Origin of the sequence: Kocuria sp. LHG3120 (assembly GCF_049897445.1) — a bacterium.
GTDB classification, from domain to species: Bacteria; Actinomycetota; Actinomycetes; order Actinomycetales; family Micrococcaceae; genus Kocuria; species Kocuria rosea.
Genome location: NZ_JAFCWG010000001.1, coordinates 534,148 through 556,753, shown reverse-complemented (window position 1 = coordinate 556,753; position 22,606 = coordinate 534,148). Strand labels below are relative to the sequence as shown.

26 protein-coding genes and 1 tRNA gene are annotated in these 22,606 nt (G+C 74.3%); 11 read left to right on the top strand and 16 right to left on the bottom strand.

Features of this window, described 5'->3' with window-relative positions:
- Positions 1-66 precede the first annotated feature (66 nt).
- Positions 67-139 (bottom strand) — tRNA-Ala (locus ACP7CD_RS02595).
- Positions 140-259: 120 nt separating this feature from the next.
- On the opposite strand from ACP7CD_RS02595, the gene ACP7CD_RS02590 reads away from it, so the two are divergent.
- Positions 260-1,153 carry a LysR family transcriptional regulator substrate-binding protein gene (locus ACP7CD_RS02590; RefSeq protein WP_426118739.1) on the top strand — a complete coding sequence of 298 codons (894 nt, stop codon included), beginning with the start codon at positions 260-262 and terminating at the stop codon, positions 1,151-1,153.
- Positions 1,154-1,159: 6 nt separating this feature from the next.
- On the opposite strand, the gene ACP7CD_RS02585 is transcribed toward ACP7CD_RS02590, so the two are convergent.
- On the bottom strand, positions 1,160-1,492 hold the full coding sequence (locus tag ACP7CD_RS02585; protein ID WP_017833367.1) for an antibiotic biosynthesis monooxygenase family protein: 333 nt from the start codon (positions 1,490-1,492) through the stop codon (positions 1,160-1,162).
- Entirely contained in the window at positions 1,489-2,499 is a 1,011-nt protein-coding gene (locus ACP7CD_RS02580) for a mechanosensitive ion channel family protein (protein ID WP_017833368.1), read from the bottom strand. Before ACP7CD_RS02580 ends, ACP7CD_RS02585 begins: the two co-directional genes overlap by 4 nt.
- 123 nt (positions 2,500-2,622) lie before the next feature.
- On the opposite strand from ACP7CD_RS02580, the gene ACP7CD_RS02575 reads away from it, so the two are divergent.
- Positions 2,623-3,378, top strand: a complete 756-nt coding sequence (locus tag ACP7CD_RS02575) for a DedA family protein (RefSeq protein WP_017833369.1) — start codon at positions 2,623-2,625, stop codon at positions 3,376-3,378.
- Between the two features lie 9 nt (positions 3,379-3,387).
- On the opposite strand, the gene ACP7CD_RS02570 is transcribed toward ACP7CD_RS02575, so the two are convergent.
- Complete coding sequence (locus tag ACP7CD_RS02570; protein ID WP_017833370.1) at positions 3,388-4,428, bottom strand: magnesium and cobalt transport protein CorA; 1,041 nt, start codon at positions 4,426-4,428, stop codon at positions 3,388-3,390.
- A gap of 89 nt (positions 4,429-4,517) precedes the next feature.
- On the opposite strand from ACP7CD_RS02570, the gene ACP7CD_RS02565 reads away from it, so the two are divergent.
- Genes ACP7CD_RS02565 through ACP7CD_RS02550 form a run of 4 tightly spaced genes read left to right on the top strand, consistent with a single transcriptional unit; the run spans position 4,518 to position 8,206 of the window.
- Positions 4,518-4,991, top strand: a complete 474-nt coding sequence (locus tag ACP7CD_RS02565; protein ID WP_426118736.1) for an NUDIX hydrolase — start codon at positions 4,518-4,520, stop codon at positions 4,989-4,991.
- Positions 4,988-6,013: a glycine betaine ABC transporter substrate-binding protein gene (locus tag ACP7CD_RS02560; protein WP_035927497.1), complete on the top strand. Its 1,026-nt coding sequence runs from the start codon at positions 4,988-4,990 to the stop codon at positions 6,011-6,013. The genes ACP7CD_RS02565 and ACP7CD_RS02560 overlap by 4 nt, the downstream gene beginning before the upstream one ends.
- Positions 6,014-6,069: 56 nt before the next feature.
- Positions 6,070-7,287, top strand: a complete 1,218-nt coding sequence (locus ACP7CD_RS02555) for an aminotransferase class I/II-fold pyridoxal phosphate-dependent enzyme (RefSeq protein ID WP_031282983.1) — start codon at positions 6,070-6,072, stop codon at positions 7,285-7,287.
- Between the two features lie 49 nt (positions 7,288-7,336).
- Positions 7,337-8,206 carry a PPK2 family polyphosphate kinase gene (locus tag ACP7CD_RS02550; protein ID WP_109222037.1) on the top strand — a complete coding sequence of 290 codons (870 nt, stop codon included), beginning with the start codon at positions 7,337-7,339 and terminating at the stop codon, positions 8,204-8,206.
- A gap of 31 nt (positions 8,207-8,237) precedes the next feature.
- On the opposite strand, the gene ACP7CD_RS02545 is transcribed toward ACP7CD_RS02550, so the two are convergent.
- A complete protein-coding gene (locus ACP7CD_RS02545) occupies positions 8,238-8,513 on the bottom strand; it encodes an exodeoxyribonuclease VII small subunit (RefSeq protein ID WP_017833374.1) in 276 nt (91 codons plus the stop codon).
- A gap of 58 nt (positions 8,514-8,571) precedes the next feature.
- On the bottom strand, positions 8,572-9,873 hold the full coding sequence (gene xseA, locus ACP7CD_RS02540; protein WP_017833375.1) for an exodeoxyribonuclease VII large subunit: 1,302 nt from the start codon (positions 9,871-9,873) through the stop codon (positions 8,572-8,574).
- A 65-nt stretch (positions 9,874-9,938) separates the two neighbouring features.
- Between xseA and ACP7CD_RS02535 the strand changes: the two genes are divergently transcribed.
- Both ACP7CD_RS02535 and ACP7CD_RS02530 read left to right on the top strand, forming a co-directional pair.
- A complete protein-coding gene (locus tag ACP7CD_RS02535) occupies positions 9,939-10,919 on the top strand; it encodes a hypothetical protein (RefSeq protein ID WP_426118731.1) in 981 nt (326 codons plus the stop codon).
- Positions 10,920-10,929: 10 nt separating this feature from the next.
- On the top strand, positions 10,930-12,012 hold the full coding sequence (locus ACP7CD_RS02530) for a 4-hydroxy-3-methylbut-2-enyl diphosphate reductase (RefSeq protein ID WP_017833377.1): 1,083 nt from the start codon (positions 10,930-10,932) through the stop codon (positions 12,010-12,012).
- A gap of 47 nt (positions 12,013-12,059) precedes the next feature.
- Here the strand turns inward: ACP7CD_RS02530 and ACP7CD_RS02525 are convergent, their stop codons facing one another.
- The 3 genes from ACP7CD_RS02525 to ACP7CD_RS02515 all read right to left on the bottom strand — a co-directional run bounded on the left by ACP7CD_RS02525 (position 12,060) and on the right by ACP7CD_RS02515 (position 15,251).
- Complete coding sequence (locus ACP7CD_RS02525; RefSeq protein WP_031282984.1) at positions 12,060-13,394, bottom strand: DNA recombination protein RmuC; 1,335 nt, start codon at positions 13,392-13,394, stop codon at positions 12,060-12,062.
- Between the two features lie 89 nt (positions 13,395-13,483).
- A complete protein-coding gene (locus ACP7CD_RS02520; protein WP_017833379.1) occupies positions 13,484-14,245 on the bottom strand; it encodes an ABC transporter permease in 762 nt (253 codons plus the stop codon).
- 64 nt (positions 14,246-14,309) lie between these two features.
- Complete coding sequence (locus ACP7CD_RS02515; protein WP_017833380.1) at positions 14,310-15,251, bottom strand: ABC transporter ATP-binding protein; 942 nt, start codon at positions 15,249-15,251, stop codon at positions 14,310-14,312.
- 126 nt (positions 15,252-15,377) lie between these two features.
- Between ACP7CD_RS02515 and ychF the strand changes: the two genes are divergently transcribed.
- Positions 15,378-16,463 carry a redox-regulated ATPase YchF gene (gene ychF / locus ACP7CD_RS02510; protein WP_017833381.1) on the top strand — a complete coding sequence of 362 codons (1,086 nt, stop codon included), beginning with the start codon at positions 15,378-15,380 and terminating at the stop codon, positions 16,461-16,463.
- Between the two features lie 29 nt (positions 16,464-16,492).
- Here ychF and arfB read toward each other — a convergent pair whose 3' ends face one another.
- The 5 genes from arfB to ACP7CD_RS02485 form a co-directional block, all read right to left on the bottom strand.
- Complete coding sequence (gene arfB / locus ACP7CD_RS02505; RefSeq protein ID WP_035927467.1) at positions 16,493-16,933, bottom strand: alternative ribosome rescue aminoacyl-tRNA hydrolase ArfB; 441 nt, start codon at positions 16,931-16,933, stop codon at positions 16,493-16,495.
- 140 nt (positions 16,934-17,073) lie between these two features.
- Positions 17,074-17,517, bottom strand: coding sequence for a hypothetical protein (locus ACP7CD_RS02500; RefSeq protein WP_426118725.1), 444 nt, complete (start codon positions 17,515-17,517; stop codon positions 17,074-17,076).
- 194 nt (positions 17,518-17,711) lie between these two features.
- Entirely contained in the window at positions 17,712-18,005 is a 294-nt protein-coding gene (locus ACP7CD_RS02495; RefSeq protein ID WP_035927458.1) for a hypothetical protein, read from the bottom strand.
- A 131-nt stretch (positions 18,006-18,136) separates the two neighbouring features.
- Positions 18,137-18,580: a LapA family protein gene (locus tag ACP7CD_RS02490; RefSeq protein ID WP_426118723.1), complete on the bottom strand. Its 444-nt coding sequence runs from the start codon at positions 18,578-18,580 to the stop codon at positions 18,137-18,139.
- Positions 18,581-18,672: 92 nt separating this feature from the next.
- Entirely contained in the window at positions 18,673-19,413 is a 741-nt protein-coding gene (locus ACP7CD_RS02485) for an alpha/beta family hydrolase (protein ID WP_426118722.1), read from the bottom strand.
- Positions 19,414-19,419: 6 nt separating this feature from the next.
- On the opposite strand from ACP7CD_RS02485, the gene ACP7CD_RS02480 reads away from it, so the two are divergent.
- The gene (locus ACP7CD_RS02480; RefSeq protein ID WP_051063768.1) at positions 19,420-20,028 is read left to right on the top strand and encodes a mismatch-specific DNA-glycosylase; all 609 of its coding nucleotides are present in this window, start codon (positions 19,420-19,422) and stop codon (positions 20,026-20,028) included.
- A 25-nt stretch (positions 20,029-20,053) separates the two neighbouring features.
- Here the strand turns inward: ACP7CD_RS02480 and zupT are convergent, their stop codons facing one another.
- Entirely contained in the window at positions 20,054-20,839 is a 786-nt protein-coding gene (gene zupT / locus ACP7CD_RS02475; protein ID WP_017833388.1) for a zinc transporter ZupT, read from the bottom strand.
- Between the two features lie 89 nt (positions 20,840-20,928).
- Between zupT and ACP7CD_RS02470 the strand changes: the two genes are divergently transcribed.
- Complete coding sequence (locus ACP7CD_RS02470; RefSeq protein WP_172604372.1) at positions 20,929-21,816, top strand: aminoglycoside phosphotransferase family protein; 888 nt, start codon at positions 20,929-20,931, stop codon at positions 21,814-21,816.
- 22 nt (positions 21,817-21,838) lie between these two features.
- Here the strand turns inward: ACP7CD_RS02470 and ACP7CD_RS02465 are convergent, their stop codons facing one another.
- On the bottom strand, positions 21,839-22,591 hold the full coding sequence (locus tag ACP7CD_RS02465; RefSeq protein ID WP_017833390.1) for a YoaK family protein: 753 nt from the start codon (positions 22,589-22,591) through the stop codon (positions 21,839-21,841).
- Positions 22,592-22,606 lie beyond the last annotated feature (15 nt).

The following is a 22,606-nucleotide window of genomic DNA, read 5'->3' as shown; positions in this document are numbered from 1 at the left end:
ACGACGGCCCGCGCACGACGAAGGCCCCCGTCCGGCGTTGTGCCGAGCGGGGGCCTTCGCCTCCGGTGGAGCTAAGGGGAATCGAACCCCTGACCTTTTCATTGCGAACGAAACGCTCTACCAACTGAGCTATAGCCCCGGAGCAACCGTTCCATCGTATACATCCCGCGCCGGTTTCGCATCTCGGGCGCCCGGCGCGTGCGGGGCGGTTCCCGCCGGTGGTCGGGGAGCAGGGCCGGCAGTGGGTAGATTGACCGGCATGGACGACGCGCCCGGACCCCACGACCCCGCAGCCGACGAGGCCGGCGAGACGGCAGACCTGGCGGTCGCCTTCGTCCCCGGCGTGATGCCCGGCAAGTGGTTCTTCCGGTGGCGGGACCGCAACCCCGGCCGCGTCCTCGCCGAGCGCCCGCTCGAGACGGACGCGTGGGAGGAGGAGCTGGGAGCGGGGCGCGCCCACGCGTGCTTCGTGCGGCTGCCCGCGCACCCGCGCCCCGGGGTCGACGACCTCGCCACGCTGCGCGAGGAGTACCGGGCGGTGGAGCTCTACGCGGAGCAGCAGGTCGTGGTGCTGCCCCGGGACCACGAGCTGACCCTGCTCGACGAGGTGCCGGTCGCGGAGCTCGTGGACGAGGTGCTGCTGCAGGAGCCGGCGACCCTCCCCGAGCGCCACCGGCTGCGCTCCCCGGAGGCTGTCGCCGCGGACGCGCCGCTGCCCCCGATGCGCCACGCCCGGGACGCCGTCGAGCTCGTCGCCGCGGGCCTGGGGCTGGTCGTCCTGCCCATGTCGCTCGCCCGGCTGCACCACCGCAAGGACCTCGTCCACCGCGTGGTGCCCGATGCCGCCACGGTCCCCGTGGCGCTGGTGTGGCCGCAGGACCTGCCGGAGGAGCAGGAGGAGCTCGTGCAGGACTTCGTGGGCGTCGTCCGCGGCAGGGGGCTCAACAGCTCCCGGGGTGCTGCCGCACCGGCGTCCCCGGCCGCGGAGGACCGGCCGGCCGCCAAAGCGGGTCCGGCACGGGCCCCGTCGTCGCGCCGTGGGGGACAGCCCCCGCAGGGGGCGCGGCGGGCGGGCGCGCCCCGGGGCGGGGCGCGGTCCGGTCGCGGCGGGCCCAAGGGCGGCCGCCGGTCCGGCGGCCGTGGCCGGCGCTGAGGGCGCCTACTGCTGTCCGGGGGACTGCTGCTCGACGGCCACCGTGTAGGACCACAGCTCCGAGGCGGTGCCCACGGGCCGGGGGCGCTCGCCCTCCCCGGCGGGGCCGCCGTGGGACCGGGCGAAGTCCTGCGAGGACCGCCAGGCGTCGTAGGAGTCCTCGTCGGCCCACCGGGTGAGCACGAGCCACTGCGTGCGCCCGTCCGTGGGTCGCAGCAGCTCGAAGCCCTCGAAGCCCGCGACCCCGGCCATGGAGCCGCTGTGGGCGGCGAAGCGCCGGCCCAGCTCGTCGCCGGAGTCGGCCGGGACGGTGATGGCGTTGATCTTGACGATGCTCATGCGTCCGATCCTGGCACATCGCGCCGGACCGACCGGACCTGTCCCGTCTCCGGCGGACCGGGCGCCGCGACCCCGGCCTCGGCCTGCCGGATCACGGTCTGGTTCAGCAGGGGCACGTGCAGGCCCTCGCGGTCGAGCATCTTCTTGATCCGCAGCCGCAGCGCCCGGGCCACGTCCCACTGCTTGAGGGGGACCGTGCGGACGGCCACGCGCACGGTGACGGACTCCCCGGTCACGGCCTCCACGCCCCACACCTCCGGGTCCTCGGTGATGTACTCGCCGACCTTCGGGTCGTCCCGCAGCAGCCCCGCCTCGTGCAGGATCAGCTCCGTGACCAGCTCGATGTTCGTGTCGTAGGGCACCGGCAGGTCCAGCACGCAGCGGGCCCAGCCCTGGGACTGGTTGCCCACGCGCAGGATCTCCCCGTTGCGCACGTGCCACAGGGTGCCGTTGACGTCCCGGACCTGGGTCACGCGCAGCCCCACGGACTCCACGGTCCCGCTCGCCTCGCCGAGGTCGACGACGTCCCCGATGCCGAGCTGGTCCTCGGCGACCATGAAGATCCCGGACAGGTAGTCCTTCACGAGGGACTGCGCCCCGAAGCTCAGGGCCACCCCGGCGATGCCGGCGGAGGCCAGGACCGGGCCGATGTCGTAGTCGAGCTCCGAGATGATCATCACCAGGGCCACGGCCCAGATCACCACCGTCCCCACGGACGAGAGCACCGAGCCGATGGTGTGGGCGCGCTGGGACTGCCGCGCGCCGGCCAGTCCCGCGTCCTCGACCCAGCGCGGCCTGCCCCGCTCCATCCGGCGCACGATCCGTGACCGGGTGCCCTTCGCGATCCCCCCGGTGACCCGGCGGATCAGCAGCCGCACCACGGCGGCCAGGATCGAGGCGCCGAGCAGCACCAGGAGGATCCGCAGCGGCTTGTCGAGCCAGAACTCCCACACCGGGTCCAGGGCCGGCACGGGGGTGGACATCAGGAGGGGGGCAGGGAGGAGCATGGAGGAAGCGTAACCAACGACGTCCGCGACCCGTCAGCCGTCCAGCCGATCCGGAGGTGCGTCGGGCACAATGGTGGTCGCACCCGCCGGGCCCCGCCCCGCCCCGCCCACCGCCGAGGACCCATGACTGCACCCAGCCCCGCCCCGACCGCCGCCCCCGACCTCACCGCCGCCCCGGACGCGGCCGTCCTGGCCGCCCGGATCACCGGGGCCCAGGACTCCGGCGCCGAGACGCTGGGCGGGGTCGCCGGCTGGGCCGTCGACGTCATGGAGGCCATCGGCGCTCCTGGCGCCGGTCTGCTCGTCGCGCTCGAGAACCTCTTCCCGCCGCTGCCGTCCGAGGTGATCCTCCCGCTGGCCGGGTTCACCGCGAGCCAGGGCAGCTTCTCGCTCGGCGGGGCGATCTTCTGGACGACCCTGGGCTCGGTGGTCGGCGCCGTGGCCCTCTACTGGATCGGTGCCGCGCTCGGCCGCCGCCGGCTGCGGGCGATCGTGGACCGGATGCCCCTGGTCGACCTGCACGACCTCGACCGCACCGAGGCGTGGTTCGAGCGGCACGGGAAGGCCGCCGTCTTCTTCGGGCGCATGATCCCCGTATTCCGGTCGCTGATCTCGGTCCCCGCCGGCATCGAGCGGATGTCGTTCAGCGCGTTCGTCCTGCTCACCACGGCGGGGTCCCTGATCTGGAACACCATCTTCGTGCTCGCCGGGTTCTACCTGGGCGAGAACTGGCACGTCGCCGAGCAGTACGCCGGGATCTTCTCCCGGATCGTGGTCGTCACCGTGGCGGTCCTGATCGCGTGGTGGGTGCTCAAGCGGGTGCTGCGCAACCGCCGGGGCCTGTCCGACTCCGCCCGCCGCGAGCGCGGGCAGCAGTGACCGCGGCGGTCACAGCCACCGTTTGAACCGGAACACGACGTAGAGCACCACGCCCGTCACGAGCATCAGCCCCAGCGCCATGGGGTAGCCCCACACCCAGGACAGCTCCGGCATGAACCTGAAGTTCATCCCGTACACGGAGCCGATGATCGAGGGCGCGAACAGGATCGCCGCCCAGGAGGAGATCCGCTTCATCTGCTCGTTCTGCTCGATCGCGGCCTCGTTCTGCCGGGCGGCGAGCTGCGTGGAGTCCAGCATGAGGGCGTTGGTGAGGGACGCCTGGAAGGACTCGACCTTGTTGTTGACGAAGATCAGGTGGTCCAGGACGTCCCGCAGGACATGCTGGAGCTCCCGGGGCGCGCCGGCCCCGGCGAGCTCCTCGAGGAACTGCCGCAGCTCCAGCTCCAGCGGGGCGACCGCCCGGTGGAACGCGCTGACCTCCCGGGTGAGCTGGTAGATGCGCCGGGAGACGACGCCGTCCCCGGAGCCGGAGTACAGGGCGTCCGAGATCTCGTCGATGTCGTTCTCGAGCCCCTCGACCACCGGGTAGTAGTCGTCCACGGTCTGGTCGAGCACCGCGTAGAGCACGGCCTCCGCGCCGGTCACCAGCAGGGCGGGCTGCGACTCCACCCGGGTCCGGACCCGCCCGACCCGCCCGTGCTCGGACTGCCGGACGGTGATCACGAAGCCGGGTCCCGTGACGATGTGGATCTCCCCGAAGTCGACCGTCTCGGTGGCGTCCTGGTAGACGGCGGGGCGCAGAACCGTGAACAGGGTGCTCCCGTAGCGGTCGAGCTTGGGCCGCTGCTCGGCCTGCCGGATGTCCTCCACGGCGAGCTCGTGCAGGCCGAACTGCTCGGCCAGGGAGTCGAGCTCGTCCGCGGAGGGCCGGTACAGGCCGATCCAGACGAGGACGCAGTGCTCCCCGGCCTCGGTGCAGCGGGGGTCCTCGGTCCGCAGCCGGGCGAGCAGCCGGTAGGTCTCCTCGAGCGTGGCGGGGGACGCGATGCGCTGTCCGCCCCGGTAGACGGCGTTGTCGACGATGCTCACGCGCCCATTATCCCCGGGGGCCGATCCACCGGCCCGCCCGCCGCGCGCGCTGTCGGCGCCCCGCCCCGGGCGTTCCTAGAATGGGGGGCATGAGTTTCCCCATGGACACCCGGGTGGGTGCCTACGCCGTGATCGTCCAGCACGGGGCGGTGCTGCTCAGCCACTGGAACCCGCGCCACCCCACGCTGCGGGGGGCGTGGAGCCTGCCCGGCGGTGGCATGGAGATCGGGGAGCAGCCCGCGCAGACCGCGCTGCGGGAGGTGCACGAGGAGACCGGCTTCACCGTGGAGCTCGACGAGCTGCTCGGCGTGCACAGCCGCCACATGGACGCCGGCGAGCGGCTGGACGGCCGGGACCGGCCCTTCCACGCCCTGCGCGTGATCTACCGCGCCCACATCACCGGCGGGACGCTCACGTCGGAGCAGGACGGCTCCTCCGACGAGGCCCGCTGGTTCCCCCTGGCGGCGCTGCCGCAGCTGCCCCTGGTCGGCCTCGTGCCCGTGGGCCTCGAGCTGGCCGGGCTCGTGGCCGCGGGCCCCGCGGGACCGGGGGAGGGCCGGTGAGCCGCCGTGGCGCCGCCGCGGGCCTGCTCGCCGTCGCCGCGCTCACCGGGTGCGGCGGCGGGGCCCCGGAGCAGCCGCCGGCCACCGCGGCGTCCCCCGCCGCGGAGCCGGTCCGGATCGCGGCGGGACCCACCGGGCAGACGGCCGTGCTCGCCCACGTCTACGCCGGGCGGCTGCGGGAGGCCGGCTTCGATGCGAGCGTGGTCGACGCCGGGACCGAGCGCGCCGACTACCTCGGGGCCCTCGAGCGGGGGGAGGTGGAGGTCGCCGCGGACTACTCCGGCAACCTCTACCTGTACCTGCGCGGCCGGGCGCCGGTGGGCCCGGCCTCCGCGGCGCCCACGGGCGAGGCGACGCCCACCCCCACGCCGTCCCCGGACGCCGAGGACGGCGGGCTCGCCGAGGACCTCTCCGAGCTGCTGGGACTGGGGGAGGAGCGCGCGGACGACGACGACGTGCTGGCCGGGGTGCAGGACGTGCTGCCCGAGGGCCTGCGGACCCTCGAGCCGGCCCCGGCGGAGAACACGGTGGCGGTCGTCGTGACCCGGCCGACCGCCGTGGAGCACGAGCTCACCGACCTGGAGGACCTGGGCCCGGTGTGCGACGAGCTGGCGCTGGGCACCGACCTCGACTTCGCGGGCCGCTCCTACGGCCCGGAGGGACTGGAGGACGCCTACGAGTGCGTGCCCGGCAGGTTCGTGCCGTTCGGCGACCAGGACGACCTCGTGGACGCACTGCTCGAGGACCGGGTGCAGGCCGCGGCCCTGTTCACGGCCTCGCCCGCCATCGAGGACAACGCCCTCGTGGTCCTGGCCGACCCGCTCAACAACTTCGTCCCGCAGCGGGTGGTCCCCGTGGCGGCCGAGGACCTGCCGGACGCCGCCGCGGACGTCGTCGACGGGGTCTCCGCGCAGATCGGCACCGAGGACCTCGTGCTGATGACCCGGATGACCTCCGCCCGCGACCCGTACACGCCCGAGGAGGCCGCGCGGTACTGGCTCGAGGGCGGCGACGACACCTGATCGGCGCACCGACGGGTGCCCCGGACGGCGTGCACCCCGGGGGTAAGGTGTACCGCATGTCAGTGGTGAAGCAGTCCGACAAGCTCAAGAACGTCCTCTACGACATCCGCGGCCCCGTGCTGGAGCAGGCGGAGCACATGGAGGCGGAGGGCCACCGGATCCTCAAGCTCAACATCGGCAACCCCGCGCCGTTCGGCTTCGAGGCACCCGACGCGATCCTCGTGGACATGATCAAGAACCTGCCCCACGCGCAGGGCTACTCGGACTCCCGCGGCATCTACTCGGCCCGCACGGCCGTGGTGCAGTACTACCAGACGCGCGGGATCATGAACCTCGACACCGACGACGTCTACCTGGGCAACGGCGTCTCCGAGCTCATCACCATGACGCTGCAGGCGCTGTGCAACCCGGGCGACGAGATCCTCATCCCGTCCCCCGACTACCCGCTGTGGACGGCGTCGGTGGCCCTGTCCGGCGGCACCCCCGTGCACTACCGGTGCGACGAGGACAACGACTGGAACCCGGACCTCGAGGACCTCGCGGCGAAGATTACCCCCAACACCAAGGGCATCGTGATCATCAACCCGAACAACCCCACCGGCGCGGTCTACTCCCGCGAGGTGCTGCAGACCATCGTGGACCTCGCCGCGGAGCACGAGCTGATCCTGTTCTCGGACGAGATCTACGAGAAGATCACCTACGACGACGCCGAGATGATCAACACCGCGACCCTCACCGGTGAGGACGTGCTGTGCCTGACCTTCTCCGGGCTCTCCAAGGCCTACCGGGTGGCCGGGTACCGCGCCGGATGGCTGGCGATCACCGGGCCCAACTGGAAGGCCGAGAGCTTCATCGAGGGCATCAAGCTGCTCGCCAACATGCGCATGTGCGCCAACGTCCCGGCCCAGCACGCGATCCAGACCGCGCTCGGCGGCTACCAGTCGATCAACGACCTCATCCTCCCGGGCGGGCGGCTCAAGGCCCAGCGCGACCTCGCCCACCGGCGGCTCAACGAGATCGACGGCGTGTCCTGCCGGCAGGCCGACGGCGCCCTGTACCTGTTCCCCAAGCTCGACGTGGAGAAGTTCAACATCGTCGACGACGAGAAGTTCGCCCTCGACCTGCTCAAGGAGCAGAAGATCCTCGTCAGCCACGGCCGGGCGTTCAACTGGCCGGAGCCCGACCACTTCCGCCTCGTCACCCTGCCGTCCGTGGAGATGCTGGCCACGGCGCTGGACCGGATCGAGGAGTTCCTCGGCAGCTACCGCCAGTGACCGGCGGGCCGCGCCCCGCGGCCCGCCCCGCACTCCCAGGAGGTCCCGCATGAGCGCAGCCGACCAGAGCCCCGGCACCGGGTTCGAGCAGGACGTACGGCCTCTGCTGCGCGCCCGGCCGGGCCTGTCCCTGGACGCGGTGGACACCGGCTCCACCCCCGGGTTCCGGGGGAAGAAGCAGCAGGGCACGGCGCTGCGGGCCGCCCGGGACGCCGAGCTGTCCCGGCTGCAGCGCCAGATCTACGCCAACGCCACGGTGGGCGCCCGGCACCGGGTGCTCCTCGTCCTGCAGGGCATGGACACCTCCGGGAAGGGCGGCGTCATCCAGCACGTCCTGGGCGGGCTCAGCCCGCACGGCGTGCACACCCACGGCTTCGGCCGGCCCACCGAGGAGGAGGCCGCCCAGCACTTCCTCCAGCGGGTGCGGCGCCAGCTGCCCCGGCCCGGGGTGATCGGCGCGTTCGACCGGTCCCACTACGAGGACGTGCTGGTGCCCGTGGTGCACGACGTGCTCGACGACCGGCAGCTCGAGCGGCGCTACACCGAGATCCGGCACTTCGAGCAGGAGCTCGCCGACGACGGGGTGGTGGTCGTCAAGGTCTTCCTCCACCTGGGCCTGGACGAGCAGCGCGAGAACCTCCTCGCCCGCATGAGCGACCGGACGAAGCAGTGGAAGTTCGACCCCTCGGACCTCGAGGCGCGCAGCCGGTGGGAGACCTACATGGCCGCCTACGAGCGGGCCATCGACGCGACCGACGCCGATCACGCGCCCTGGTACGTGGTGCCCACCGACCGGAAGTGGTACGCCCGTGCCGTGGTCCAGGACCTGCTGATCTCCGCGCTCGCGGGCCTGCGGCTCGACTGGCCGGACCCCGGCTACGACGTCGAGGACGCGCGCCGGCGCCTCTCCGAGCTCTGACCCGCGCCACGGCGGACCGGGCGGGGCGGGCTCAGCCGCGCCCGGCGCCCTCGTCGGCGTCGCCCCCGTCGGCGTCCGCGCGCCGGCTCCGGGCCGCGTCGAGCCGCTCGCGGGCGCCGTCGAGCCACTGCTCGCAGCGGGTGGCGAGGGCCTCGCCGCGCTCCCAGAGCGCGAGGGACTCCTCGAGGGACGTGCCCCCGGCCTCGAGCCGGGAGACGACCTGCACGAGCTCCTCGCGGGCCTGCTCGTAGCCCAGGCCGGCGATGTCGGACAGGTCGGGTGCTGCGGGGTGGTCGGTGCTCGCCATGGGTGGCGCCTCTCGTTCGGAACGGTCGGGGACGGCGGTGGTGCCGGTGCCCCGTGGGTCAGGGGGAGCCGGGGTGCTCGCCCGGGCGCCGGGCGGAGACGGTCTCGGTGCGCACGCCGAGCTCGCCCGCGGCCAGGCGCACCCCCAGCAGGTCCCCGGCGCGCACGGCGGCGGCGTCGGTGACCACGGCGCCGGAGGCGTCCAGGACCACGGAGTAGCCGCGCTGCAGGGTCTCCTGGGGGGACAGCGCCCGCACCCGGGCGCGCAGGGAGCGCACGGCGTCCCGCTCCCGCAGGGTCCGGGAGTCCACGGCGGACAGCGCCCGGGTGCGCCACCGGTCCACGTCCTCCTCCCGGAGCAGGATCATGTCCTCCGGCTGGGCCAGGACGGGCCGGGTGCGCACGGCGGTCAGACCGGCGGCCTCCCGATCCAGGAAGCCCCGCACGGCGCGGTCCAGGCCCGCCCGGGCCCGGGCCACCCCGGCGCGCTCCTCGACGACGTCGGGGACGATCCGCTTGCCGGCGTCCGTGGGGGTCGAGGCCCGCAGGTCGGCCACCCAGTCGAGCAGCGGCTGGTCGTTCTCGTGCCCGATGGCGCTGACCACCGGGGTGCGGGCGGCCGCCACGGCCCGGATCAGGGACTCGTCGCTGAAGGCCAGGAGGTCCTCGAAGGAGCCGCCGCCGCGGGCGATCACGATGACGTCCACCTCGGCCATGGCATCGAGCTCGCGCATCGCCTGGGTCACGGCGCGCACCGCGCCGGAGCCCTGGACCGCGACCTCCCGCACCTCGAAGTCCACGGCCGGCCAGCGCAGGGACGCGTTGCGGATGACGTCCTTCTCGGCGTCCGAGTTGCGCCCCGTGACGAGGCCGACCCGGCGGGGGAGCAGGGGCAGGGGCTTCTTCCGGGCGGCGTCGAAGAGCCCCTCCTCGGCGAGGGCGCGCCGCAGCCGCTCGAGCCGCTCCAGCAGGTCGCCCAGGCCCACCGGGCGGATGCCGCGGCCCAGCATGGACAGCCGGCCGGTCTTGGCCCAGAAGTCCGGCTTGAGCTGGGCGACCACCCGCATCCCCTTCTCCAGGGGACGGTCCAGGTGGGCGGTCTCGTTGGCGAAGAGGGTCACGGGCACGGAGATCTCGGCGTCGACGTCCCGCAGGGTCACGTAGGTGACCCGGGCGCGCCGGTTGAGCTCGATGATCTGCCCCTCGACCCACGTGGGCGCGCAGCGGGCGATGTAGGCATGCAGGTTCTCGGAGAGCATCCGCAGCGGCCACGGGTTCTCCGGGGTGGTCCGGTCCGCCCGCTGCGGCAGCTCCCGCTCGCCGCCCGCCGGGGCGTCCTGCTGCGGCTCCAGATACGTCATGCCTCATGCTTACCACCCGACGGGGACACCCGTGCACGCGCTCCGCCCGTGCGTACAGTGGTTCCGTGAGCCTCTCAGCACCCCCCGCCCCCGGACACCGCTCCGCGCCCCGTTCCGCGCCCCGTTCCGCGCCCCGCCCCCGACGACGCGCCACGACCGTCCTGCGCACCGGCCTCGGCACCGTCCTGGGCCTCGCCGCCGCGTCCCTCGTGGCGCTGCTCGTGCCCCTGCACTGGGCCCAGGACACCCTGGTCTCCCGCGACGGCTTCACCCGGGTGGTGGGCACCCTCGCCGAGGACCGGCCGTTCCAGGAGGAGCTGGCCCGCACCGCGGTGGGGCAGGTGGCCGACCGGATCGTGGGGGAGCGGGCCACCGGCGTCGGGTTCCTCGACCGGATGCTCGAGGACGCCGCCCGCCGTGCGGCCGACGTCGCCGCGGACCTCACCGCCGACCCCGCCTACCAGCGCGCGTGGACGGAGGCGCTCACCCGCACCCACGAGGCCAACGTCCCCGTGGACGGCGCGGTGGAGGAGCCGCCGAAGGACCTCGTGCTGGACATCGCCCCCGTCCTCCGGGAGGTCGACGCGGCCGTGCAGCGGGCCGTCGGCGTGGACGTCGGGCTGGCGGAGCGCGAGAGCCGGATCACCGTCCCGGGGTCGAACACCGGGCGCCTGATCGAGGCGGGCACCCGGGTCACCGACCTGGCCGTGCCGCTCACGTGGACCGCCGCGGTGCTCGCCGTGCTCGCGCTGCTCGTGACCCGGCACCGCTTCGCCGTGCTCGCCGTGCTGGGGCTGGGGACCCTGGCCGGACTGGGCGTCGCGTGGCTGCTCGTGGAGCAGGGCGTGCAGCGGGCCTCCGGCATGCTCGGCGGCGACCCCGTGGTCCGGCTCGCCGCCGACCGGGCCGTCCTCCTGCTCACCGACTCCCTCGGCGAGCAGATGGTCACGGCCGCCTGGGCCGCCGGGATCACGGGCGTCGTGGGCCTCGTCGGGGCCATCCTCGTGTCGGGCGGATCACGGCGCGGGCCCCGCCCCACCGCGTAGCATGGAGGCCATGCCGACCACCGTTGCGCTCTCCATGCCCACCGTCCCCCGTTCCCGGCGCTCGCCGGAGGACGTGGCCGCCGCCGCTCCCGTGGCCGGACCGAAGAAGGTCCTGCTCGCGTCCCCCCGCGGCTACTGCGCCGGCGTCGACCGCGCCGTCATCGCCGTGGAGAAGGCGCTCGAGCACTACGGCGCCCCCGTGTACGTGCGCAAGGAGATCGTGCACAACAAGTTCGTGGTGAGCACCCTCGAGGAGCAGGGCGCCGTGTTCGTCGAGGAGACCGACGAGGTCCCCGAGGGGTCCCTGCTGATCTTCTCCGCCCACGGCGTCTCCCCGGCCGTGGTGGAGTCCGCGAAGTCCCGCGAGCTGCGCACCATCGACGCCACGTGCCCGCTGGTCACCAAGGTCCACCGCGAGGCCGTGCGCTTCGCGAAGAGCGACTACGACATCCTCCTGATCGGCCACGACGGCCACGAGGAGGTCGAGGGCACCGCCGGCGAGGCCCCCGAGCACATCCAGGTGGTGAACAGCCCCGACGAGGTCGGCCAGGTCGTCGTCCGCGACCCGGAGAAGGTCGTCTGGCTCTCCCAGACCACCCTCAGCGTGGACGAGACCCTGGAGACCGTGCAGAAGCTGCGCGAGCGCTTCCCCTCCCTGCAGGACCCGCCCAGCGACGACATCTGCTACGCCACCTCCAACCGGCAGACCGCGATCAAGAAGATCGCCCCGGACGCTGACCTCGTGATCGTCGTGGGCTCGGCGAACTCCTCGAACTCCGTGCGGCTCAAGGAGGTCGCCCTCGAGTACGGCGCCCGCCGCGCCGAGCGCGTGGACTTCGCGAACCAGGTGGACGAGTCCTGGTTCGAGGGCGTCGCCACCGTGGGCGTCACCAGCGGGGCCTCCGTGCCGGAGGTCCTCGTCAAGGACGTGCTGCGCCTGCTCGCGGACTACGGCTACGGCGAGGTCGAGGAGGTCGTCACCGCCGAGGAGGACGTGCTGTTCTCCCTCCCCAAGGAGCTGCGCGCCCGGCTCACCGCGGCCGGGGACACCTCCCACCGGCTCGGCGGCCGCGGGGCCCGCCCCACCCGCTGAGCCGCAGGGCCCGCCCCACCCGCTGAGCCGCGGGCGGACCCGTCCGCTCAGCCCGCCGCGCGCTCGTCGAGCTGCCCCGGTACGCCGCCGTCCGGGGCGGTGCGGCCCGGGCGCTCCGCCGGCTCCGGGAGCTGCACCGCCTCCGGCGCCGGCGGCAGCTGCGCCGCCTCGGTGAACTCCGGCGCCGTGAGCGGGCGCGGCGCCACCACGAGCGGACGCGTGGTGAGCCGATCGTCCTCCGCGAGCGTGGGGTCGAGGTCGTTGATCCGCCGGGCCGTGGGGAACACCCGGGTCTCCACGGAGCCCGTCAGCCGGTTGTAGGTCTCCACCGACTTCTGCAGCGACCGGCCCATGTCGTCGAGGTGCTTGCCGACCGTGCCCAGCCGCTCGTAGAGCTGGCGGGAGAGGTCGAAGAGCTCCTTGGCGTTCTCCGTGAGCCCGTTCTGCCGCCACGTGAACGCCACGGCCTTGAGCGAGGCGAGCAGCGAGACCGGCGACACGATCGCCACGTTGCGGCTCGCGGCGTGGTCCAGCAGGGTCGGGTCCGCGTCCAGGGCCGCGGAGAGCGCCGACTCGGCGGGCAGGAAGCACAGCACCAGTTCGGGGGAGGCGTCCCGCGCCTCCCAGTACTTCTTCGACGCCAGCGCGTCCACGTGCCCGCGCACGGCCTTCGCGTGGCCGGCCAGCTGCGCCCGGCGCCCGGCGTCGTCCTCGGCGTCCTGGGCGCGCAGGTAGGCGGTCATGGGCGCCTTGGCGTCCAGGACGATGTCGCGGCCCCCCGGCAGGTGCACCACCATGTCCGGGCGGATCGCGCTGCGCTCGCCGTCCGCGGTGGTGCCGTTGGAGGCGACCTGCTCCCGGAAGTCGACGTGCGCGGTCATCCCCGCGGACTCGACCACCCGGCGCAGCTGCACCTCGCCCCACAGGCCGCGCGCGGAGCCCGAGCGCAGCGCAGAGGACAGGGAGGTGGTCGCGGTGCGCAGGTGGTCGCCGACCTCGCGGGTGTGGGCGAGGGCCTGGGTGATGCCCCCGTACTGCTCGGCCCGGTCCCGCTCGAGCGCCGTCACGTGCTCCTCGACCGAGCGCAGCTGGTGGGCCACCGGCGCCAGGGCCCGCAGGACGTTGTTGTCCTGCACGGAGCGGGCGTCGGCGTCCCGCAGCCGGTCCTCGAGCTGGGCGCGCGCCTCGACGGCCGCCGCCCGCTCGGAGGCCAGGTCCACGAGCCGGTCCTGGACGGCGGCGAGCTCGGCCTGCAGCCCGGCCCGCTCCTCCTCGGCCGCCCGAACCTCCCGGGCGGCACGGACCCGCGCCACGGCGGCGCCCAGGAGGGCGCCCACCAGCAGGGCGAGCAGGACGAGGACGACGACGAGGCTGACGGTCATGCCCAGCAGTGTGGCACGCCACCCGGACACCGCACGGCAGCGGCGCTCACCGCCCCGCTCCCCGCCCCATTCCCCGGAGTGTCGCCCGGTCAGCGCCGGACCGTGGTCCGGCGCACGGCGAGCAGCACCACGGCCACGAAGACCGCCGTCCAGAGCCCGGTGTTGAGCAGCAGCGCCCACAGGGGGTCGGACTCCACCGGCGGGCCGCTGGTCGCCACGACGTCGCCCTCCACGAGCGGATAGCGGGCGAGTCCGGCCAGACCGTAGAGCGGGGTGAACCGCGCGATGTCGAGCATCACCCCGGTGAGCGGGACGAACAGGTTGCCGAAGAAGCTGAGCACCACGAGCATCCCGGAGGCCGCCCCCACGGCGGACTCGGAGCGGAACAGCAGCCCGGCCGCCAGACCGTAGAGGGCGAACACCGAGGAGCCGGCCACGACGATCGCCGCCGTGGCGGGCCAGCGCCAGCCGCCCAGCTCGGCACCGGTCAGGGCGCCCACGGCGTAGACCACGAGGACGGGCAGCACGGCCATGGCGAGGGCCACGGCCACCTTGGACAGCACGTACCCGTGCCGCGGCGCCGGCGTGAGCCCGATCTGCCGGCCCCACCCGCGGGCCTGCTCCACGGCGGCTGAGCCGGCGATCGAGGTGGTCGCGGTGACCGCCCCGTAGACCGCCATCGAGATCATGTTGTAACCGCCGGCGTTGCCGTGGCCCACCGGGAGGTCGGAGAAGTCCCCCAGCGCCGTGAACATCACGTAGAGCACGGCGGGCAGGACCACGATGAAGAAGGTGTTCTCGACCATGCGCACGTTGCGGCGCAGGTCGTGGGCGGCGTAGGCGATGCTCATGGTGCTGGTCCTCCGGGGACGGGGGAGTAGGGGCGGGGGGTCGGGACGGGGGGAGCGGGGCCGGTCAGTCGGCGGTGAGGCCCAGGAAGGCCTCCTCGAGTCCGGCGTGGGTGATCTCGAGCTCGCTCGCGCCCGTGGTCGTCAGCAGGTGGCGGGCGATGGCGTCCGTGTCGGGGCCCGTGAGCCGCCGGCGTCCGCCGGCGGGCTCCAGCGCGGTCGCCCCCGGGACGACGACGGGCCCGGGCCCCTCCCAGCGGAAGCTGACCACGCGGTGGCCCGCCAGGGCCTGGACCTCGGCGGTGGGGGCGTCGGCGACCACCCGCCCGCCCTTGAGCACCACGGTGCGGGCGGCGAACTCCTCGGCCTCGTCGAGGTAGTGGGTGGCGAACACGACCGTCCGGCCGCGCTCCGCCTCGGCGTGCATCGCGGCCCAGAACTCCCGCCGGGCGCCGACGTCCATGCCCGCGGTCGGCTCGTCGAGGACCAGCAGGTCCGGCTCGGGCAGCAGGGCCAGCGCGAAGCGCAGCCGCTGCTGCTCGCCGCCCGAGCACTTGGAGACCTTCCGCCGCGCGAACCCGGCGGCCCCCGCCCGGCCCAGGGCCTCGTCCACGGGCAGCGGGTCCCGGTGCAGGGTCGCGACCATCGCGACCGTCTCGCGCACGGACAGGTCGTCGAGCAGCCCCCCGGTCTGCAGGACCGCGCCGATCCGCCCGGCCCGCACGCTCTCGCGCGGGGCGGCGCCGAGGGTGCGCACGGTGCCGTCGTCGGGGTCGGTGAAGCCCAGGACCATGTCGAGGAGGGTGGTCTTCCCGGCGCCGTTGGGCCCGAGCAGCGCGACGACCTCGCCGCGCTCGATGCGCATGCTCACGCCGTCCACGGCGCGGACGCGCTGCTCGCCGCGCCCGAAGCCCTTGTGGACGCCGGAGACGTCGACGGCCGGGGAACCGGCTGACGGGCCGGCGGGGCTCGGATGCGGCGATGTGCGGGAGGCCGGGAAGGACGTCATGCTCCGACTCTGCTCCACCGCGCGCCGTCCCGGAAGCCCCACGGGCCACGACACGCCCACGACCTCGGCCAGGGACACCGGGGGCGGCACGGCGTGCCGGCGCCGTGCCCGGTAGGATGGTCTCCCGTGGCTCTTACTATCGGAATCGTCGGACTGCCCAACGTCGGCAAGTCCACCCTGTTCAACGCGCTGACCCGCAACACCGTCCTGGCGGCGAACTACCCGTTCGCGACCATCGAGCCGAACATCGGCGTGGTCAACCTGCCGGACCCGCGGCTGGACCGGCTCGCCGACATCCACGGCTCGGACCGGATCCTGCCCGCCACCGTGTCCTTCGTGGACATCGCCGGCATCGTCAAGGGCGCGTCCGAAGGGGAGGGCCTGGGCAACCAGTTCCTCGCCAACATCCGCGAGGCGCACGCGATCGCCCAGGTGGTCCGCGCCTTCGACGACCCGGACGTCATCCACGTCGACGGCGAGATCAACCCCGCCTCGGACATGGAGACCATCAACACCGAGCTGATCCTCGCCGACCTGCAGACCCTCGAGAACGCGATCCCGCGCCTCGAGAAGCAGGTCAAGATCAAGAAGGCCGATCCCGCCAAGCTCGCCGCCATGCAGCAGGCGCAGACGATCCTCGAGCGCGGGGACACCATCTTCGGGGCGGCCGAGAAGGAGAAGCTGGACGTCGACCAGCTGCGCGACCTCAGCCTGCTCACCGCCAAGCCGTTCATCTACGTCTTCAACGCCGACGACGGGGTGCTCGGCGATGAGGCCAAGCAGCAGGAGCTGCGCGAGCTCGTGGCGCCCGCCGACGCTGTCTTCCTCGACGCGAAGCTCGAGTCCGAGCTCGTGGAGCTCGACGAGGAGGAGGCGAAGGAGATGCTGGAGATGTCCGGGCAGGACGAGGCCGGTCTCGACAAGCTCGCCCGCACGGGGTTCCACACCCTCGGGCTGCAGACCTATCTCACCGCCGGGCCCAAGGAGTCGCGCGCCTGGACCATCCCCGTGGGCGCCACCGCCCCGCAGGCCGCCGGCGTCATCCACACCGACTTCGAGCGCGGCTTCATCAAGGCCGAGATCGTCTCCTTTGAGGACCTCGACGCCGCCGGGTCCATGGCCGACGCCAAGGCCGCCGGCAAGGTCCGGATCGAGGGCAAGGACTACGTCATGCGCGACGGCGACGTGGTGGAGTTCCGCTTCAACGTCTGAGCCGGGCGGGTGCTCCGCGCCAGCGGAGATCACTCCGGCCCGGGGCGCCGGCGGTTCTGCTTGGTCTCGGAGCGGCGGCGTTTTCCTTCGAGACGGCGACGGCGCGAGCCGTGGGTGGGCCGGGTCGCTCGCCGGACCACCGGCGGCACCACGGCGCCGCGCAGGAGTGCGGCGAGACGCTGTCTCGCCGCGGTGCGGTTCTGTCGCTGGGAGCGGTGCTCGGCGGCGCTGACGGTGAGCACGGTGCCCGAGAGCCTGCCGGCGAGCTGATCGAGGGCACGTGCGCGCTGCGCGTCGCTCAGCGCCGTCGTCGTGGCCAGGTCGAGAGAGAGCTGCACCCGGGAGTCGGTGGTGTTGACGCCCTGGCCGCCCGGCCCGGAGGCGTGGGAGAACTGCTCGACCAGTTCACCCGCCGGCACCCTGAGGCCGCGGGGCGCGCCGGGGCCCGGGGGCACGTGCAGATCGTCCACACGACGATTGTCCCGCACCGGCGACGCGACACATTCCGTTCGGTCTCGGTGGGGAATCTTCGGCTGCTCGGGCGAGGTCTGCGGCCGGGCGCGCCAATCAGCCGCAATGGCGGTTCGGCGCGCGGCCCGGCACGTCCTGCCTACTGCCCGAGGGGCTCACCGGTGATGCTGTCGACGGTGCCGTTCTCGATGCCCTCGCACTGCGACACCCCGGCCGGTGTGACGGGTTCGTAGTGGATGCAGAAGGCGTCGTAGTAGGGCATCCCGTCCTGCCAGGCCGCGTAGGCCTCGTCGTAGGTGAAGTCCTGGTCCGGCAGCGCCCCGGGCATGGGCGGCGGGGTGGCCCCGGGGGTCGTCGACGGGGTCGTCGACGGGGTCGGCGATGGGGCCGGCTGCGTCGCCTCCGCGCTGCCGGTGGCCCCGGACGTCGGGGAGGACGAGGCGCTGGGAGACGCGCCGGGCTCGTCGATCCCGCCGCTGTCGGGAGTGGTGCACCCGGTGACCAGGGCCAGGGACAGGGCGACCAGTCCCAGTCGCCCGATGGGCGGCTTCTGGTGGACGTCTTGCGGGGGGTTCGGTGACATGGCCGTCTCTCCGGTGGGGGCGGGGGATCCGTTCATCACTTTAGGGAATGCGGGGCGGTCAGCCCGCGTGCGACTCGCACGCAGTGCGGCAGATCATTCCTCCGGGCGCGGAAAAGATCTCGGGCCGCGACGTCGAGGCGTTCTCGACGTCGCGGCCCGAGGTCTTCGTCGTGCCGGCGGACCGAACCGGGCCCTTACCGCGGGGTCTCGGCGGCGTCCTCCGGCGGTGCCGCCGCCTCGAGGTAGTCCTCGACGTCCACGAGCACCGCGGGGCCGGCCTGCGCCGCCTGCAGCGCAACGGCGAGACTCGCCACGTCGTCGTCGTCCAAGGGCTGGTCGGGCAGGTCCACGGCGTAGCGCGCCTCGCCGTCGACCAGCACGGGCGTGATCTGGGCGGTGCCGCTGGTGAGGTCGACGACGGTCGCGGGGGCGACCACCTCGACGTCCTCGGGGGCCGGGCGGTCGTCGGGGAGTGCGGGGGAGCTCATGGGAACCGTCCTGTCGTTCGGGGTGCTGTCAGGCTACTGCCTGTTGCCGCCCGCACAATGGGCCGACCCGTTACTGACGTCATGAGACACCCGCCGGCGACCGACGGCGACCGCCGAGGCGGCGGCGGGGGTCAGCGCAGGGCGCGCTTGATGTCGGCGCGCTCCTTCTCGAGCTTGCGCACCCGGTGGCCCAGCTTGAAGAGCCGGACGGAGCCGACGAGACCCATGATGAGGGCGCCGGCGACCGCCGCGAGCAGCATGGCGACGCCGAGGGGGAGGCTGAACTGCCAGCCCAGGTAGTTGAAGTCCGCCGGGACGTTGTTCTGCAGGATGAAGACCAGCAGCAGGATCAGGATCAGCAGGCCGAGGATCAGGGCCGTCCACGCGGCGCCCGAGACGCCCTGCTTCTGGTGACCGTCCAGGGCGGGGTCCGTGGCCGTCTGCGGCCGGACGGCCGGCTCCCGGCCGGGCGCCGGCCGGTCCGCGGCGGACGCGTCCGCGGCGGGGGTCCGCGGCTCGTCCCGGGGGGCGGGATCGGGCCGGAGCGGGTCGGAGGATGCTGGGGTGCGGGCCATGACGGTTCTCTCCCTGGTCGCGGACGGGTCGCGGTGACCCTGTGCTCCTCACGGTAGTCCCGGTCGGCGCGCCGTTGAAGTCCCGCCGGTGCTCAGCGGGTCGTGCGCGTCCGCCGGAGGAAGCGGCGCACCTCGGCGGTGACCAGCGCGAGCGTGTCCTCCTGGCTCACGGGCCCGGACCGGCGGACCGCCAAGGCGTGGTCGGCGCCCTCCACCGGGACGACGTCGACGGCCGGCGCGCCGTCCGCGGCGGCCGCGACCTCGTCCGCGGAGCCGAAGGCGTCCCGCGTGCCCTGCAGCACGAGCACGGGGACCGTGGGCCGGAGCAGCTCCTCGGCGCGCGAGCGCTCCGCGCGTCCCGGCGGGTGCAGGGGGAAGGCCAGGCAGACGACGGCGGACGCGCCCACGGCGGCGGCCGTCCGGCACGCCACCCGGGCCCCGGCGCTGCGGCCCCCGATGACCAGGGGCAGTCCGTCCGCCAGACCGGTCACGGCCGGCGCGGCGGCCAGCCACCCGGTGTCGAGGGCGGCCGGACGGGGAGCGATCCTCCGGCCGGCGAGCACCCACGGCTGCTCGTGGCGCACGACCGTGACGCCGTGGAGGGGGAGCTCGTCGGCGAGGGCGGTGAGGTCCGGGGCGCCGGCGCCCCCGCCCGCGCCGTGCCCGAGCCACAGCAGCGCGACGGGGTGCTCGGCGGGGGAGACCAGCAGGCGTCCCGGCCCGCTCTCGGTGGGCACGGTGAGCTCGGTCGATCGGGGCATGGCCACCACGGTAGCCCGGCGGGCGCCCGCGGCCGGCCCGTGGTGCCCGGCGGCGGCGGTGCGGCCTAGCATGTGGTCATGGCCTCCCCGAACGCGACCGGCGGCGCCCGGCCGAGCCGGGCGGACCTCGAGGCCGCCCGGGGCGCGACCCTGCCCGACCTGCTCGGCCCGGACGTGCGGCTGCTGATCTGCGGCATCAACCCGAGCCTGTGGGCCGCGGCCACGCAGGCGCACTTCGCCCGGCCCGGCAACCGATTCTGGCCGGCCCTGCACGACGCCGGGCTCACCGGCCGGCTCGTGGACTGCGCGGCCGGGATGAGCGCGGAGGACCGGGAGCACGTCCTGGGCCGGGGTCTCGGCATCACGAACCTGGTGCCCCGGGCCACCGCCCGGGCCGACGAGCTGGACCCCGCCGAGTTCGTGGCCGGCCGGGAGCGGCTGGGCGAGCTCGTCGCCGGGCTGCGCCCCGCCGTCGTCGCGGTCGCCGGGGTCACCGCCTACCGGCACGCCTTCGCGGACCCGGGAGCCCGGCTCGGGCGCCAGGACCGGGAACTGGCCGGGGCGCAGCTGTGGGCGCTGCCGAGCCCGAGCGGGCTCAACGCCCACGCGTCCCGGGCGAGCCTCGCCGCCGCGTTCGCCGAGGCCGGGCGGGCGGCGGGCCTCCCGGTCGCCCCGACACCGCCGTGACCCGGTCACGGGCGCCGCGTCCGCGTCAGACGAACAGCAGCAGGCTCACGGCCATGACCGCCATCCCGGCGACCAGCCCGTAGACCGACAGGTGGTGCTCGCCGTACTCCTGGGCCGTGGGGAGCAGCTTGTCCAGGGAGATGAAGACCATGATCCCGGCCACGCCCGCGAACACGACGCCGAAGAGGACGTCGTCGAGGAAGGGGAGCAGGACGAGGTAGCCGAGCACCCCGCCGACGGGCTCCGCAAGACCCGAGAGGAACGCCCAGCGGAACGCCCTCCGGCGGCTGCCCGTGGCGTGGTGGATGGGCACCGCCACGGAGATCCCCTCCGGGATGTTGTGCAGCGCGATGGCCACGACCACCGGGATCGCCACGGACGGCTCCTGCATCGCGGCCACGAAGGTCGCGAAGCCCTCCGGGAAGTTGTGGATCGCGATGGCCACCGCGGTCATCGTCCCCATCCGCAGGAGCCGGCGCTGCCGCCCGGCGTCGTCGTGCGGGTACTCGTGGGGGTTGACGCGCGTGGGCACCAGCCGGTCGATCACCGCGATCAGCAGGATCCCCGCGAAGAACCCGCCGGCGGTGGCCCACGCCCCCGAGCGCTCCCCGAGCTCCGCGACCAGGGCCACCTGGGCCTTGACGAAGATCTCGATCATGGACACGTAGATCATCACCCCGGCCGAGAAGCCGAGGCTCACCGCGAGGAACTTGGCATCGGTGCGCCGGGTGACCAGGGCCAGGAACGCGCCCACACCCGTGGCCAGCCCCGCGAACAGCGTCAGGCCGAAGGCGAAGAGCAGCTCGTTCACGACCGGGTCGGCTCCGTTCCTGGGCGGGGGTGGGCGCTCGCAGTCTAGCGAACGGCGGGTGCGCCCCGGCGGTGCGCCAGAATGGTCCGGTGACGACCTCCTCCGCGCGTGCCCCGGGTGCCGGCGGCCGCCCGGCCGGTGTCCCCGCCGGGCTCGCCGACCGGTACACCGCCGCGTGGGAGCTGGTCCCCGACGGGCGGGCGCGGGACGACGGCGGGGCCCTGGTCCTGCCGGTGCGCACCCGCGCCGGGGAGCCGGCCCTGCTGCGGCTCTCCCCGCCGCGGCCCGGCGCCGAGCACGAGCACCTGGCCCTGCGCGTGTGGGCCGGGCGCGGGGCCGTGCGGCTGCTCCGGGCGGAGCCGGCGGACCGGGCGCTGCTGCTCGAGCGCACCGCCGACCGGGACCTGCACGAGCTGCCGGTGCTCGAGGCATGCCGCGTGCTCGGCGAGCTGACCCGGGTCCTCGCCCGGCCGCCGCGGCCCCCGTTCCCGCGCCTGTCGGAGACGGCCCGGCGGTGGCAGGCGGAGCTGGAGGGGGCCGTGGACCTGGACGCCCGGTTCCCGCGGCGCTTCCGGCTCCAGGCCGTCAGGAGCCTCGAGCGGCTCCGGCGCGACGAGCTGGACGCGGCGCTCGTGCACCAGGACCTGCACCACGGGGCGGTCCGCGCGTCGCCGCGCGCCCCGTGGCTGGCCGTCGGCGCCGACGCGATGGTCGGCACCCCGGAGTTCGCGCTGGTCCCCGCCCTGTGGCACCGCACGGAGGAGGCCGGGCACGGCGGGGCCCTGGCCGCGGCCCTGGCGGACCGGATGGAGGCCCTCGCCCTGGCGGCCGGCGCCGACGAGGAGCGCCTCCGGGCCTGGACGCTCGTCCGGTGCGCCGTGGCGGCCCGGGACGAGGCTCGCCGCCCCACCGGCGCCCCGCACCGCGAGGTCGGCCGGCTGGTCCAGCTGTGCAAGGCCGTGCAGCGGGGCGCCTGAGGCACCGTCCTCGCGCCCGGGCTCAGGAGGTGGGGGAGCGGCGGAAGCCCAGGTCCGCGGCGAGCGGGCGCCACGCCGCCACGAGCAGGGTGAGCGCGGTGGGCACGAGGACCGGGAAGCCCGCGGCCAGGTAGCCCAGGGCACCGAGCACCCCGCCGGCGAAGAACAGCCCCACGAGCGCGGCCAGCAGCCTGAGCTTCCCGGCGTCGCCGGTCACGGGGTCCGCGTCCGCGAGCCGGTTGCGGTAGAGGAACTTGCCGAGCTCGATGCCGATGTCCGTGACCATGCCCGTCACGTGGGTGGTGCGGATCTGGGCGCCCGAGATCTTGGTGATCACCGCGTTCTGCAGGCCCATGGTGAACGCGAGCACCGGGACGAACAGCAGGTCCCGGTGCGCCCAGGTCAGGCTCTCGGCCAGCAGGCCGAAGACGAGCATGAGCAGGCCCTCGAGCAGCAGGACGTTGGCGTAGCGGCTGTGCAGCCCGCGGCGCCGCGCCCAGTTGAACATCAGCGCGCAGCACGCGGCCCCGGCCGTGAAGGCGAGGACGGCCAGGACGCCGACCGCCACGAGCCGCAGGTCGCCCAGCACGAGGTGGTCGGCGACCATCGCGGTGAGCCCCGTCATGTGGGAGGTGTACACGGCCACGGCCACGAAGCCCACGGAGTTGAGCACCCCGGCCACCAGGGCGAGCAGGTAGGCGAGGTGCCGGTTGAGGGCGGGCGTGCGGCGGGGTCCCGCGACGTTGAGCAGGTAGCGGTCGATCCGGGCCCTCATGCCGCGAGCCTAGTC